Raw genomic sequence first — 15202 nt, 5'->3', positions numbered from 1 at the left:
TATGCCAAAACCATACAGTGAGGACTTACGAAGAAAAGTAATAGAAGTTTATGAAAGTAAAAACATGAAAATTAAAGAAATTTGTAAAGTGTTCAATATCACTAGAAAGACTTTATTTTTATGAAGAAAAAGAAAGCAAAAAACCGGAAATATAAAACCAATTTTGAATTATCAAAAAGGACATAGCCACAAAATAAAGGATTTAGATGAATTAAAAAATTATTTAGCAGAAAATAAAGATGTTACAGTTCAAAAAGTAATTGAAAAATTTGGTGATATGACAAAAGAAACAGTTTATAACTATTTCAAAAAACTAAATTATACATATAAAAAAAACTTTTCTATATGAACAAAGAGATAAAAATAAACAAGAAGATTTTTTAAAAGAAATAGCGAAAATAATGAATGAAGATTTGGTATATATTGATGAATCTGGAATTGATGATAATGAATTTTATAAATATGGTTGGTCTGAAAAAGGTAAAAGATTATTTGATAATAAACCTGCATATAAAATAAAGAGAATGAGTATAATTGGTGCACTAAATAAAGGTAAATTAAAAGCTCTATGAGCATTTGAAGGACATTGCAATAGTAAAATTTTTGAATCATATGTTAAAAATATACTAATTCCAGTATTAAAGTGTGGACAAATTATAGTTTTAGATAATGCGACGTTTCATAAATCTAAAGCAACAAAACAATTAATTGAAAATGCTGGATGCAAACTATTATTTCTTCCACCATATTCTCCTAATTTAAATCCAATTGAACATTTTTGATTTGCTATAAAACATAATATAAGAAAAATATTACCAAATTATTGACCAAATATTAAAAACGCGATTGATTTTGTTTTTCAAGATATGAGTAAACATTACTTTAGTTAGCTATATAAAAAAAACTTTTCTATATGAACAAAGAGATAAAAATAAACAAGAAGATTTTTTAAAAGAAATAGCGAAAATAATGAATGAAGATTTGGTATATATTGATGAATCTGGAATTGATGATAATGAATTTTATAAATATGGTTGGTCTGAAAAAGGTAAAAGATTATTTGATAATAAACCTGCATATAAAATAAAGAGAATGAGTATAATTGGTGCACTAAATAAAGGTAAATTAAAAGCTCTATGAGCATTTGAAGGACATTGCAATAGTAAAATTTTTGAATCATATGTTAAAAATATACTAATTCCAGTATTAAAGTGTGGACAAATTATAGTTTTAGATAATGCGACGTTTCATAAATCTAAAGCAACAAAACAATTAATTGAAAATGCTGGATGCAAACTATTATTTCTTCCACCATATTCTCCTAATTTAAATCCAATTGAACATTTTTGATTTGCTATAAAACATAATATAAGAAAAATATTACCAAATTATTGACCAAATATTAAAAACGCGATTGATTTTGTTTTTCAAGATATGAGTAAACATTACTTTAGTTAGCTATATATTTCATTTAGCACCTTGATTTTGAATACCTTGTTTATTATTTTTAAAATATTGTTTTTTTAATTTTTTATGATTTTTTAATATTTCATTCATATATTTTATTAACTCATCATATTGACCATTTTCAATAAAATTTCTACAAGTATTATATTCGTTTCAATATTTTCCTTTATTTCCAGCAATTATTCCTACATATAACTTTTTAACTAAATGGAATTTATCTAAAACAAATTGTGCACCTAAATAATCAGCAACATCTTTAATTCATTCTGCACTATCACCACAAATAATAATTTTTGCTTGGTCAAAATTTTCAAAAAATCTATTTCCTTGTTGTAAAATAAATTCAGCAGTTTTTTTAACACCAATTGCTGTTTTTGTTGGTCTTATTATTACATCTACTCTTTTATTAACTAATTTATGATTAATATTATCTGTACAAAATAATACTAAGCGCATTGAATATTTACCAGAATTACGTTTAAATTTTCAAAACTTACGATGTCCATCATCAATACTAATATAAATAAATTGATTTGGTTCTAATTTTATTTTAGGAACATCCAATTTATTGACTTGATATTCTTGAAATACTCTTCCAATACTTGTTGTACTAAATTTTGTTTGTTTCATAGTATGTAAAATATCACGATATTTTTTTCCATCTGCAAAATGTTTAATAACATTATTTTTGATATCTTGACAAGTCCTTTTGTATTTAGGTAATTGCAATTCTTCATCTAATAAACAAACTCTTACTCATTTTTTTAATTGTTCATCATAATATTTATAATCACGACAGTTATAAGTAACAAGACCATTGATAGTATTTCTAGTTCTTTCTTTAATTTTAACTGGAATATATTTTCTATCTCTTTCTTTTAATATTCTTCAATCTGTTTTTTCTCATTGATTTTTTACATCATCTCTAAATGATTGATACATTCTTTTAGTTGCTTCATTTAAAGTTCATAAGTAATTAAAACTCATATTTTTTCTCCTAACTATTTTAAAAAAATCTAAATTTATTGTAAATATTTTTAAAAAATTAATTTACTTGTTTATTATATACATATATAAGTGTAATTTAAAATTAAATCAAAAATATTTAAAAAACCACTTTCATATTTAAAATATAATAAACAATTTCAATATAATTAATAGTATAGGTCTCATAAAATAAACGCCTTTAATTTAGGCGTTATTTTGCATTTAAAAGCATACTTGTAAAAATAATCAAAAATAGTACAATTTATAAGTAAAATCAAGGAAAAAAGGAGTAATTTAATATGAAAAAATCTAAAAATAATACAACAACATGATATGTAGATAATATAAATGGAGTTAGACAATCAATCACTTATAATGAAGAAGTATGAGAACATATAAATTTAAATGAAGTAGTAGAAGATAAAAAAATAAAAAACAATAAACAAAAACAAAATATCAAAAAAAGTAAATGTTGTTCAAAACGTTGTACAATTTTATAAAAATATAAGTAAGGAGTAATTTAATATGAAAACATGAATAAAAACAAATTTAAGTAAAATAACATTAGCATTAGCACTAACTGGTGCAACAACTGGAACAATAGGATTAATCATGGGGGGGTGCTTACTCATAATATAGGTACTAATGTTAAATCCTATTTAGAACCAAATGGAGAAGTAGTATTAGGAACAACAACTATTTGATGAAATAAATGGGATAGTCCTAATAAAACTGAATTATATTTTGCTAAAGTTAAACATCATGATGAAGATATAAAATGAGATGGTACTTATACAGATAATTATTTTGAATAATTATATCTCTAAATTTATATAAGAAATGTTTTCATTATATTTATCAAATAAATTAATATTTTGTAAGTTTATTTCTTGTTTATCTGTTATTAAAATTAAATTATAATTACCAGCACCAAATATCCCACTAATTTCAATCCGATTTAAATTATTAATGGGATTTTCAATTTGTAATTCAAATTCAATATTATTATCAATTTTTAAAATTTCTTTATAAAATTCTAATTTAGAAAATAGTCGAGATTTATTTGAACCATATAAATTTAAAGCATTTTCAATTTTATTATTACTAATAATTGTTCTTGTAAAGTATTTTCCATATTCACCATTAGCTAATGTTCAATCAGCAGGAATTAATGAAGGTATATTATTACTTTCTAATTCGTTTGTAATTGATAATCAATTAAATTGATTATCATCAAGTTTAAATAATTCATTTTGACTAATATCATTATTTTTTAATTTGATATTATTAATATCGGTCAAATCAAAATATGAAGATTGTAATATAACTTTTATATCTTTATACTCTCAAATTTTATCTTCATTTTGATGTATTGGTTTTGATTTTAATTTGAAAAAATAAGGTAATAAAATTTTATTATCATCATTTAAACCTTTATTAATTGACATACTTGAATAAATATATTTTGATAACATTATAAATATTTGTTTAAATATTTTAACTTGTAATAAATTTATATAATTTGGATAATCTAATTCTCATTGTTTAAACAAATTAGTTATTACTTCATCAGGTTTTTGTCCTTCAAATTTTGCTCTTAATTTTGCTATATCATTATCGGGCTTACCAGTTTTATCATTATATTTAGCACCTTCAAAATTTCTATTGTAGTTATATGTATAAGATAGCATATCTAATAATACTTTTTGTAAACTATCAATTGTTGGTTTATCACTTATTTCAACTTCAATATCATCAAATTTATCATATGTAGCAATACTTGTATATTCTTTTCCAATTGGACCACTCTGAATTTTTCATACTTCTTTATCTTTAAGTTCTTTCTTTTCTTTTAATGGTCATTCTCCAAAAGAATAAGAACTTAAAAAATATCCTAATCAAGCATGTGTAACTCTTGCGTTTTTAATTATTTCTTTTCTTGTTTCTTTACCACCACCAATAGCAATTAAATCTAAAACTGATTTTTCTTGTCCTATAAATTGTTTTGCTAATTTTCAAGGTAAGATTTGTTCACTAAATCATTGTTGTAATATTCTAACTTTTGGTTGAGTTTCAATAGGCATTGATAACAGTGGAAATGCTATCTTATCTTTAACAAACAACTTTGGGTATACTTCCATATTATCAACTTCGCCAAGTACCTTTATATTGCCAAAAATCATGCTTCTAGGGGCTTTAATTTTTAAACCAATTACTTTGGTATCTTTATCTAATGGTTTTTGTAATTTAATAATAATTGGATAACCATCTCTTGTTTTAAAATCTTTAATTTTAATAATAGTTATACTTTTAGTACTTCTTGTTTTTGGATTTTGATAAGGTTGTGAATAATTATTAATGATATATAAATTATCAATATTATTTTCAGTTAATGGTTCATTAATAGATACAGCATATAACTTAAATTGATTTAGTAAATTTATTTCTTGAAATATTAAATTTTTAATATCAGTCATACTATATTCAATTGTATTATCATTAATATTGGTACTTGCTCTTTGATTTAATTGCATAGTAAAATCAGATGTTTCAACAGCAGTAGTTTTTAATACTTTATCAATATCAATAAAACCAATTTTAATAGTATTTGCTGAAAATTTTAAACTATTATTTTCATTATTTTTAAATAAACGTTCAATTTCATAAATATAAATCGTTCTTTTTTTAAATTCATCGTATGCTCTATTAATATCTGGGTCACTAGTTGCTCTCATCATATTAGTAAAATCATAAGGAATATTATCTATTAAATAATCATTTTCAACTTCTGCTTGATTAAGTTTAGTTTGTTTCTGTGGAAACTTCGTTTGTGGTTTGTTGTTGTTTTCCATTGTTCTCTCCTATTAATTGGTTATTTTCGGGATTAAATAATTGTAGTTTAACTGTTAAATTATTAATTTCTTGTTCATCATTAATATTAAATGTTTTACTATTTAATAAATCTTTATCTAAACGTACTAATATTTGAATAAATTTAAGAATATCAATATTAAATTGTCATAATTTTTGTTCAATATAATTAATGGTTGAAATATTTACTGCTGTACTTTCGGGTACTGATTGTTGTGCAGATTTCTTTTGACTTGGTATATGAATACCACAACGTTTAAATATTTCATTAACATTTCAATCATATATATCAGTTAAGTTTTTACCTTTAAAGTTGCTATTTGTCATATTGATATTTTCGTTTTGTTCATTATTATCTCCACCACTTTTAAATATGTAGTTTTTAGTAACCAAAGTTCTTACTGCTTCTTCTAATGCTGATTGAACATTACCATAAGTTTGACTAAATATAAATTTAGGTGAATTTAAAATGGTATCTAAAACAATTTGTTCATAAATAACATCTAATGCTTTAATTTTATCCATTACTTTATCACAATCTGCTAACTCATTTGCTTTATTTCGCATAATTGCTATTGGTATATAGTTAATATTTAGTGTTTGTTCTTGTGCTAAATTAGGGTTATTACTATATGTTCTAAAATCTAATGGAAATTGTTTTTTATTATCACTAATACTATAAATTGCACGATTAATAGTTACTTGTTCATTATTTAATGTATAAACTTCAAATAATCTTACAATTTGTGCATTTTGTTGATAACTATCATAAAAAATAGTACATTGAATTAATTTACCAGTAATATCATAAACTCTTTGTTGGATATCTACTACTTGAAAATATAAATCATCATTAGCAATAAAAATTAAATAACCACTAATTCCTAATTTACTTAATTTAAAAATAGAATTTCAATTTTTTCTATAAAACTCTTGTTTAATTAAATATTGTTTAATAGTTTCATTATTAATATCTAATGGAGCATTATATAAATTAGCATTATTTTCTGCTACAAAATCAGTAAAATAAGTTTCATGATTAAAATCATTAAAACCAAAATAATTTAAAATGGAAGCATGTGTACTTTTATTTTTATTATTTAAAAATTTTACTTTTTCATTTTGATTATCACTAATATTACTTTTTTCTTTTCTCTTAAATGGATTTAACATAATATTCACCACCTTTCTAAAATATTTGATTAATTTTTAATACAATTTTTACTATAATAAATATAATTAAACCTGCTGTTGCAGAAGATAATAAAACTCCTATTAAACCTAAAATAATTTTTATTATTTTAAAAAACATAATATTATTCCTGTAATTCTTCTAATTTTCATACATTACCTTTTAAATTACCTTTTACAGTATAAATAGTAATCAATTTTGCATGTTGAACTGATAAAATTACTATATTAGCACTATCATTAAAGGTTTGTATTTGTACACCAGCAATTTTTTTATTAGTTATAATAAATTCTTGAATAGTATAAACTGGATTATATATACTTCAAGAATAATAAACTCTATAATGTTTATTCTCTTGAAAATCATAAGTAATTTGTCAATTATCTCATTTATTTTTTTCTCTTGTTCCTACTTCTTTTCAATTTGAACCACTTGGAATTGGTGTTGGATTATTTTTTAATTCAATATCTCAAATATTTTCTTCTATTTCATTAGTTTCTAAACTTTTTGAACTAATTTTAATTGGTTTATCTATATTAATTACATTTGGTGAAGTAATATCTAATGTATTGCTTTTAATTTGATAAGTATTTTCTTTTAATTCTTCAAAACTAAATATAGCACCACCATCAATTTCACATTTAATAAATAAACTTCACTTATTAGATTTAGTATAATCAGCCTTAAGAATTAAAGAAGCATCTTTATTATCAATTTTACCAATTAAAAGAGTTCATGTACCAGTTCCAACTGCTTTTGCTGATTTAAACAATAACATTAATGGATAACCATTTTGTTCAGGTGCATTTCTGTGTCATGTTATAAATACCCGATATGTTTTATTAAGTTGAATATCAAAATTATCTCATGTTCTATTATCAACTCTATTTCCTATTACAACTCAATTTTCTTTATCTTGCTTTTTATCTATTTTTTCATCTATATATTTCTTATTTGGAATATCTAAATCATCAGTTATAACTGGATTATTTCTATAAATTAAAGTTTTACCACCAACATTAGTTTTAATAACTTCAGTAACTAATCTTGTAGTACTATCTTTATCATCTTTATTATTAAAAATCTTATCTTGTAAATTATCTATTTTATCTTGTTTTTTATTTACACTTTCACTAATTCATTGTTTAATAACTTTATTAGGTGGTATTCCTAAATCATCACCAAATTGACCAGTTGGTAATTTATTATATTTTAATTCTCCATATGTCATATTTTCATTTATCAATAATAATTTATTTTGTTTTTTGTCAATTTTTTCATCAACATATTTTTTTGTAGTTGCATCTTTTTCTTGTTCTGGTTCACCAATATAAACAATTCTTTTATTATTAGCAGTAATTAATCTTTTTTCTTTAGGTTGAATAATATTAGGCGAATTAGAGTCTACTTCTCATAATGATTCACCACTACCACCAGTAGCACTAATTTTATTATTTTCATCAATAGTTATATTAGTACCAGCAATTAATTTATTTTGTTTTTTATCTAATAAATTATTAGTTTCTATTTTTGTATAATAATCACGTTCAGTATTTTCTTCTGCTATAAATTCAGTTGGTGTACCTATTCCTTGATATTGATATATATTATGAATTATTGGTTTATACTTTTTTGTGTTATTAGTAGCAATAAACTTTATTAAATCAACATCATATAATAATGTTACTTTATCAATATTAACATCAATATTTTCAATTATTATTTGCTTTTGTTCTATTTGACTATTAGTAATTCTTATATTAGATTTAGTTAATTTATTATTACTTATAATAAGTTGTTTACTATCGATAAAATAATATGTTCAATCAATAATACATCATGTATCTGTTTTAATATTTTCATTTTTAACTTTCTTTCATAAAGGACTAGTTTCAATATTAAATCAATTATTTTTAACATCATTAATATTTTCATTTGCTTTAATTAATTCAGTATTTAATTTGGTAATTTCATTTTCATTTGTAGTAATTCGTTTTTGTTGTTTAGCAGAAAAATCACAAGTTGGTGCATGTGTATAATCACCAATTTGTGGATTATTTTGTAATGCTTCTGGTGGTAATGTTCCAATTTCATCTGGTCAATCTAAAATCATTGTTTCAGTTTCTTTATCATAATCTGTTGCAACATAACCTTTATTAACAAATTTACTAACAGGACCTCTATATATTTCATTTTCATTATCATCAACTAAATCATCATATAATTTAATTTGTTTTGATAATGTAAATTCTTTTTGTTGTTCAATTAATTCATCAACTTGATTTCTAGTATAAAATGCTTTTAAGTCAATTTTTTCAATATCTATTTCATCATCATTATAACTTGAAAATATTTGTTTTAATTCTGTTAATCTTGCTCATATTTTCATTCTACTAGGTGCTAAATCTCAAACATTAATCGTAGGAGTACTATTTGCACTAAATTGACTACCATTATTAAATTGAATAGTAGCATCAACATTAAATTCAATTGGTGTACGATTAAATACTCAATGTTCAACCATTACATAAACCATATCTCTTAATGTTTCTTTAATTAATTCATCTTTAAAACTATCAAAAGGAAATTTAGATAAAATAAAATCAAGATAAGCATTAATATCATTTTGAGCACGAATAGCAAAAGTTTTAAATCAATCATTAACATTAGGTCATGTCTGTATATATTGCTGTGGGGTTTCTGTAATTTTTCCAGTTAATGGATATCAGTTATTATAATTTTCAAGACTGACATCAGTTCAAAGTTTATTAATCATAATTTATCATTCCTTAAAAAATGCTTTTTTATAATGCTTAGTTTTTGTTTTAGTTTTTCTATGTGATATATGGATAATTTCTTTTTGTAACTTTTTCTTACCTTTTTTTACAACTTGACTATATGCAAATTTTTCTAAATGATGTAATAGTCCAGTGCCAAATAAAGTATTAACTGAAAATTTTAAACCAACACTTTTAAATGATTTATTAATATTTTCAATAGGATTATTAATAACATTTACTACTTTATGATAAGTTCTTACTATTCTAAATATTTCTCTATATACTTTAAAACTATCTCTAATTACTTGTTGAACCACTGGTGGAGCAAATGCTATTGCTTTTAATCATTTATTATGATTAACACCATAACCAATGTATCAACCACTATATCAACGATATCAATGGAATGGATGTATTTGAGTAACAAAAGTTTCTGCTTTAAGAATACTATCAACAACTGTAATTGGTTTATATTTAGTATTGCGATGATAAATAGTAATTGCACATTTATCTAATGATAAAGGTTGAATTTTACAACCCATAAATACTGGTGAATTTAATGGAATTAATTGTGCATGTTTAATTGCTCTTTTTTCTGCACTAGTAAATAAATCAGTTGTTTTTTCTTTTAATTTATTAATTTTTTCAAATGCTTGTTTTTCCAACTTTTCAAATTTTTCTTGTAATTTATATATACTTTCTCGTAATTTTTCAAAATATGGTGTATTTTTTCAAAATTTATTTAAACCTTTTTTTAAATAAAATCTAATATCCAAATATTTAAACAATTTATTTGCATTTAAAACAATCTTATGAATTGAACTTTTTTTAAAATCAAATTTAATAGCATTAGCACGAATTTTTTGTAAATCCAAAATTAAAGTTTTTCCATATCTATTTTCTGTGTGTATTGTATGAACTAAATTTAATCAATCATGTTGGTTCATAGATAATACTTTTTTTAAATCAGTATTATATTTTTTTAAAAAATTATTTGCTTTTTCAATATCTTTAATTTTAAATTTAGGAGTTAATTGTGGACTTAATTTTATTAATGTATTTTGTAATAATAAGTAATTTTTTAACTCCTGTGCTTCTAATTTTTGAAAATTATTTTTATATTGTCTTTCAGCAACATAACCTAAATCTCGTAATACTGTTTCACGATTAGGAGTAAAACTATAATTCATTAAATAACGTTTATTACCAATAATTTTATCTGTTAAAATTTCTTTTCCACTTACTTGACTAATAATTTCTTGTAAGTTTTTTGCTTCTTTAATACCAACTTGTTCTAATGTTTTAGTTTCTTGTGCTAGTTTAATAAATTTAGTTGTGCGATAACCACGACTAATTTTATTAAGTCCTGCAAATGCCGGTAATAAATTAAAGAAAGTATTTAATGATGTTACATTTCCTTTTAAATAATCATAAACTTGATTAATAGTAAAATCAGTTAAAAACTCTACACCAACAGCACTAATACTAGCAATTAAATCACTTGCACCTAATCCAAGTGCAAAACTTTCACTTAATCCACCAGTAAAAGGAGCAAGTGCTACTGCTATAACTTGTACACCAATCATTTCTAAAATTTCTCATCAAAAACTTTTATTTTCTTGTTGTTTACTTGTTCTAGTATGTTTTGGTTTATTTATGTTTAAAAGTATTGCTGTACTAGTTGTACCAATTGGCATGATATTAATTTCCTTTATTTAAGAGTTATTTTAATTGGATTTGTTGAACCTTTATAATTTAAATCATTAACATTTGCAGCAATAGTTATATATAAGTCACCTGCTTTTTGTTTTTGATTACTTACATTAGTTTTTCCTTGTGCATCACTAAAATATTTAATAGTTGGATTTGTTAAATTTGGATTTAATGATTTAAGTTCATTAGTACTTTTTATTTCTGTATTTAATTCATTGTTATTGTTATTAACATTTGCAGTAATATTTGTTGTTAAAACTGTAATTTTAGTTTTTAAATCATTTTTTTCTGTTTTAATAACTCCACATAACATTCATCTTGATGTTGTTTCATTATTAGAAATATATGGGATTGCTTCTCCAACAACTTCACCAGCAACTTTATATGCTCTTCCTGCTTTATCATCTTTAATAAAATCTACATAAATAACTGTATTTTCTATCATGTATCTTTTCATTGCTCTTGGTGTTGCTAAAATAAAGGTCATTAATTGTTGTTCATTTTTATCATTAGTAAAAATCATATAGTCATCAAGAACGATTTCACATAATACGCCTTTTACATATAAATTATTTCCATTTAAACGTAATTGTTGTGCCAACTGATTATCGGTAATTAAACCTTTATTATCTGCTAAATAAACTAAACTATCATAAAGACCATTAGTAATAAAAAATTTACTATTTGCAATATTTCTAAATTGAAACAAAGTATTTCAAGCAGATAACATTGATTTTAAATAGCCTACTGGTGTTGTATCTTCAATATCGATTTTAGTAGCAAATTTTGCAATTGCTTGTGTATCATCAATTGCCAATTTATCTGCTAAATCATTTGCAACTTCATATTGCATACTATCTAATAAATTTTGTCCATTATTTGCTTTTAAATCTACATCTGCAATAATTTCTCCTGCAAGATATTTTTTAGTTATTTTTTTACTAATTTTATCTGTATCAACATATGGTAATTCATATCTTTTACTTTTATCATCCCAAGCAATAATTTTTACTTCCGGTTTTTTTGGTTTTTTAACAATAAACTCAATATTTACTGAGTCAACAATTTCAGTAGGAAAAAAGTTTGCCCATGGACTATTTGAAATTTTAAAAAACTCTATAAATTCTGGTGCTTCTACTAATCTCTCTGTATTGTCTAAATTTTGATTAAATGGTACTGACATTTTATTTCTTCCTTTCGTTTATAAATAATTTTTCTTTTTATAATTAATTAAAAAATTTTCTTTATCATTTGTTTTATTATTAATAATTATTTGTTTATTACCACCTGTATTAATTGTTTGTTTAAATACTGGTTGTTCTTTAATCATTTTTTTAATAGTTTCTTCAATTTTTGAATTTTCTAGATTACTTGTTTTAAATTTTAAAAAATCATAAAATTCAGTTTTAACTTGATATTTTTTAAATATATTAATCATTTCTTTTTCTTTAATTTCTTGATTAAGTTTATTTAACTTATTTTCTGCTTCATTAACTTTATTTTCTATTTCTTGTTGAGCATTATTTTCAGTTAAAGGTTCAGTTGTTTGTTGAACATTATCTTCATTTTCTAACATTTAATATTCTCCTAATCTTATCCCAATAATCAATCTTTAACTAATTGTGGCATTTCACTTATTAGTTTTTTATAATCTTTAACTGCATTTTCTAATATATCAATATCAGAAAATTTAAAACAATTTCCTATATCTAAATCAAAATCTCTATCAATTTTGATATTATTTTTTATATATTTTTCATTAAATTCAATTTTTGTCATATTATTTTTCTCCTTTATTAATCTTTTCATTTAATTTTTCTAATTTTTTTTGATGTTTGATAATTTTATTATTTGCTCTAACATGTTTTGGAGTTGTGATAAATCTTTTTAATAAAACAATAATTTCTCTGCAAATTAATGTTCCAACACTTGTTCCAATAATTATTAATTCATGTAAAAATTCTTTCATTTCAATATTTTCCTTTCAACTATTTATTTTTTTATTTCTAATTATTAATCAAATTGACCACCATTAATTCTTTCAATCATTGATTGTAAATTACTTATAATTTCTACTAATACAGATATTTCTTTATTGAATTCTTCTATTTTTTCTTTATATATTTTTATTTCCTGATTATAATATTCAAGTAATTTTTCTTTATTCATCAATTATTCACCTCCTTTATAAACTCATGTGATTATAATCTCAATTTAATGAAGTATTATCATGATTTAATGGTACTTCACTCATATTATCACTACCATATTGACTAGTTGTTTCACTATTAATTGTGAATCTATTATCATTTATTAATCTTGCAGTTTCATTATTAAATGGTGTTTCTTGCATTTCTTCAATATGATTTGTAGTTTCCATAGGTAGTAAATTATGAATAATTTCACTTGCACCAGCAATTATGGTAGGTATTGCATAAGCATTATTAAAATCATTATTTATACCCATTGCTACACCACTACTAATCAAACATCCACCAGTAGCCATATTACAAACCTTTCTTATTTTTTCAAATTTATTAGGTATTAACTCAGTTAATCCACTAATAAGATTTGATATACCATAAGCATTTAATGAAATATAAGTATCTCAATCCATTAATGACTGATGTTCTTGTTTATTTAATAATAATCATGGAGGACCTTCTGTTGTAGTTGTAGTAGTTACTGGAATTGGTGTTGTTGGAATAATAGGATTAATATTATTTTCTGTTCATTTACTATAATTTGCTAATCCAATTGTTCCTAAACCTAATAAGATTTTTTTACTACTATTAATTAATTTAGTTTTTGTATTTGGTCTTTGATTTAAATTTCAAATATCTAAACCTAATTTTTTACCAAATAATAAACTATTAATTGAACCTAATAATGGATTATCTATTACTTGACCATAATAAGCACTTGTACCAATCATTGCACAAATTGGACTTATACCAGTTCTTATTAACTTAGTTAAAGTATAATTTGATTGTGTATTTTCGTTTGGCATTTTAATCTCCTTTATTTGCTTTTAACATTTCTCTTACAATATCTAATAAAGTATTTACTTGATAATCATATAATTCAAATTCATGAATTCTAATTTTAATTTTTTCTTTATAATCCATTTTTTTCTCCTTGTATTTCTAATTGTAATAATTTTTCTAAAACATAATCATTTTTATCAAATTCTCTAATAATTCATTTTTTTGTTTCTTTTCTATTGTTAGTACAAAGAATTAATCTTTCTATCATATTAATTAATTCTTTTTTATCTGCTCTATCAAAAATTACTTTTAAAATTTCATCTAACATATTTTATTCTCCTTTATTTGTTTTTATCAGTTCTCTTATAACATCTAATAAGGAATCTACTACATAAGAATTTAATTCAAATTCATAATTTCTAATTTTAATTTTTTCCTTTTTCATTTGTTTATTCTCCTTTAATTTGTTTTAAATCATTTAATAGTTCTATAAATTTATTCATGTATTCTGAATAACAATCAATCATTAAATAATTATCATTTCAATTAAACATTACACATGTGTCACTTGTACAAAATTCAACATTATCAATAAAAAATAATTTTTCATCTACATTTCATTTAATTAAAAATTCGCGTTTAGTCATGGTTATTCTCTTTCTATTTCTAATTTTTTAATTGTTACTTTAATTCAACCTTGATAAACATCATTATCACCAACTATTAATGCAACATTACTTTCGGGGTCAGAAACAATTATGTGTTTTGATTTAACATTTGGATATTGTCTTAAAATAATTGCTCTAATATCATTACTTGTATGAATTGCTTTTGGAAATGGTGATAATATTTCAATTTCATCTTTATTTTCAAACAAAGTAGGTAATATTATCATTATTCAAATTCTCCTTGTTCAATTTTAATTAATAGATTTTTTAAACATATTTTTTCTCATATATAAAATTCTATTTGTTTAAAATATTTAACATTAGATATTTCATTTGTAAGTCATGTTATTCGTTCTTCTAAATCTTCAATTAATTTTTCTTTATTCATTATCAAATTCACCATTTTTTTTCATATAATGATTTAGACAATACAATGATTCTAGACTTCCATTTTCGTATTTTTCTAATATATATTGTTCATTATTACAATCTAATTTACACTTCATTAATCAAATTCTCCTTATTTTTAGTTAAATT

At 22.3% G+C, this 15202-nt stretch carries 22 protein-coding genes; 5 read left to right on the top strand and 17 right to left on the bottom strand.

What is annotated here, in order from left to right; all coding sequences use genetic code 4:
• Position 1 precedes the first annotated feature (1 nt).
• The 3 genes from AACL11_RS00370 to AACL11_RS00360 are packed head-to-tail and all read left to right on the top strand — an operon-like array spanning position 2 to position 1458.
• Positions 2–361, top strand: coding sequence for a helix-turn-helix domain-containing protein (locus AACL11_RS00370; protein ID WP_338973555.1), 360 nt, complete (start codon positions 2–4; stop codon positions 359–361).
• Complete coding sequence (locus AACL11_RS00365) at positions 318–890, top strand: IS630 family transposase (RefSeq protein WP_338988471.1); 573 nt, start codon at positions 318–320, stop codon at positions 888–890. The genes AACL11_RS00370 and AACL11_RS00365 overlap by 44 nt, the downstream gene beginning before the upstream one ends.
• The gene (locus AACL11_RS00360; protein WP_338987785.1) at positions 847–1458 is read left to right on the top strand and encodes an IS630 family transposase; all 612 of its coding nucleotides are present in this window, start codon (positions 847–849) and stop codon (positions 1456–1458) included. The genes AACL11_RS00365 and AACL11_RS00360 overlap by 44 nt, the downstream gene beginning before the upstream one ends.
• On the opposite strand, the gene AACL11_RS00355 is transcribed toward AACL11_RS00360, so the two are convergent.
• Positions 1459–2454 (bottom strand): Mbov_0401 family ICE element transposase-like protein, encoded by a 996-nt coding sequence (locus tag AACL11_RS00355; protein ID WP_338987784.1) that lies wholly within the window; start codon positions 2452–2454, stop codon positions 1459–1461.
• Between the two features lie 299 nt (positions 2455–2753).
• Between AACL11_RS00355 and AACL11_RS00350 the strand changes: the two genes are divergently transcribed.
• Positions 2754–2954 carry a hypothetical protein gene (locus AACL11_RS00350; protein ID WP_338987783.1) on the top strand — a complete coding sequence of 67 codons (201 nt, stop codon included), beginning with the start codon at positions 2754–2756 and terminating at the stop codon, positions 2952–2954.
• A 120-nt stretch (positions 2955–3074) separates the two neighbouring features.
• The gene (locus AACL11_RS00345; protein WP_338986707.1) at positions 3075–3269 is read left to right on the top strand and encodes a hypothetical protein; all 195 of its coding nucleotides are present in this window, start codon (positions 3075–3077) and stop codon (positions 3267–3269) included.
• On the opposite strand, the gene AACL11_RS00340 is transcribed toward AACL11_RS00345, so the two are convergent.
• The 16 genes from AACL11_RS00340 to AACL11_RS00265 all read right to left on the bottom strand — a co-directional run bounded on the left by AACL11_RS00340 (position 3270) and on the right by AACL11_RS00265 (position 15171).
• Complete coding sequence (locus tag AACL11_RS00340; protein ID WP_338987782.1) at positions 3270–5306, bottom strand: hypothetical protein; 2037 nt, start codon at positions 5304–5306, stop codon at positions 3270–3272.
• A complete protein-coding gene (locus AACL11_RS00335) occupies positions 5257–6498 on the bottom strand; it encodes a hypothetical protein (RefSeq protein ID WP_338987781.1) in 1242 nt (413 codons plus the stop codon). The genes AACL11_RS00340 and AACL11_RS00335 overlap by 50 nt, the downstream gene beginning before the upstream one ends.
• Positions 6499–6514: 16 nt before the next feature.
• A complete protein-coding gene (locus AACL11_RS00330) occupies positions 6515–6637 on the bottom strand; it encodes a hypothetical protein (protein ID WP_338973392.1) in 123 nt (40 codons plus the stop codon).
• A 4-nt stretch (positions 6638–6641) separates the two neighbouring features.
• On the bottom strand, positions 6642–9293 hold the full coding sequence (locus AACL11_RS00325; RefSeq protein WP_338987780.1) for a hypothetical protein: 2652 nt from the start codon (positions 9291–9293) through the stop codon (positions 6642–6644).
• A gap of 3 nt (positions 9294–9296) precedes the next feature.
• Complete coding sequence (locus tag AACL11_RS00320) at positions 9297–10994, bottom strand: hypothetical protein (protein WP_338987617.1); 1698 nt, start codon at positions 10992–10994, stop codon at positions 9297–9299.
• 14 nt (positions 10995–11008) lie between these two features.
• Entirely contained in the window at positions 11009–12193 is a 1185-nt protein-coding gene (locus tag AACL11_RS00315) for a hypothetical protein (RefSeq protein WP_338987616.1), read from the bottom strand.
• A gap of 18 nt (positions 12194–12211) precedes the next feature.
• On the bottom strand, positions 12212–12586 hold the full coding sequence (locus tag AACL11_RS00310; protein WP_338987615.1) for a hypothetical protein: 375 nt from the start codon (positions 12584–12586) through the stop codon (positions 12212–12214).
• A gap of 17 nt (positions 12587–12603) precedes the next feature.
• Positions 12604–12789, bottom strand: coding sequence for a hypothetical protein (locus AACL11_RS00305; RefSeq protein WP_338987779.1), 186 nt, complete (start codon positions 12787–12789; stop codon positions 12604–12606).
• A gap of 1 nt (position 12790) precedes the next feature.
• Positions 12791–12979 (bottom strand): hypothetical protein, encoded by a 189-nt coding sequence (locus AACL11_RS00300; protein WP_338987613.1) that lies wholly within the window; start codon positions 12977–12979, stop codon positions 12791–12793.
• A gap of 44 nt (positions 12980–13023) precedes the next feature.
• Entirely contained in the window at positions 13024–13179 is a 156-nt protein-coding gene (locus AACL11_RS00295) for a hypothetical protein (protein WP_338987612.1), read from the bottom strand.
• A gap of 16 nt (positions 13180–13195) precedes the next feature.
• A complete protein-coding gene (locus AACL11_RS00290; protein WP_338987611.1) occupies positions 13196–14020 on the bottom strand; it encodes a hypothetical protein in 825 nt (274 codons plus the stop codon).
• Between the two features lie 107 nt (positions 14021–14127).
• Positions 14128–14325 (bottom strand): hypothetical protein, encoded by a 198-nt coding sequence (locus tag AACL11_RS00285; protein ID WP_338986580.1) that lies wholly within the window; start codon positions 14323–14325, stop codon positions 14128–14130.
• Between the two features lie 121 nt (positions 14326–14446).
• Entirely contained in the window at positions 14447–14644 is a 198-nt protein-coding gene (locus AACL11_RS00280; protein ID WP_338986578.1) for a hypothetical protein, read from the bottom strand.
• 2 nt (positions 14645–14646) lie between these two features.
• A complete protein-coding gene (locus tag AACL11_RS00275; RefSeq protein ID WP_338987609.1) occupies positions 14647–14892 on the bottom strand; it encodes a hypothetical protein in 246 nt (81 codons plus the stop codon).
• Positions 14892–15053, bottom strand: a complete 162-nt coding sequence (locus AACL11_RS00270) for a hypothetical protein (protein WP_338986574.1) — start codon at positions 15051–15053, stop codon at positions 14892–14894. Before AACL11_RS00270 ends, AACL11_RS00275 begins: the two co-directional genes overlap by 1 nt.
• Positions 15046–15171, bottom strand: coding sequence for a hypothetical protein (locus AACL11_RS00265; RefSeq protein WP_338986573.1), 126 nt, complete (start codon positions 15169–15171; stop codon positions 15046–15048). Before AACL11_RS00265 ends, AACL11_RS00270 begins: the two co-directional genes overlap by 8 nt.
• Between the last annotated feature and the right edge of the window lie 31 nt (positions 15172–15202).

Source organism: Spiroplasma endosymbiont of Dasysyrphus albostriatus (assembly GCF_964019495.1).
Lineage (GTDB): Bacteria > Bacillota_I > Bacilli_A > Mycoplasmatales > VBWQ01 > Spiroplasma_E.
This window is presented reverse-complemented; position numbering and strand designations above follow the sequence as displayed.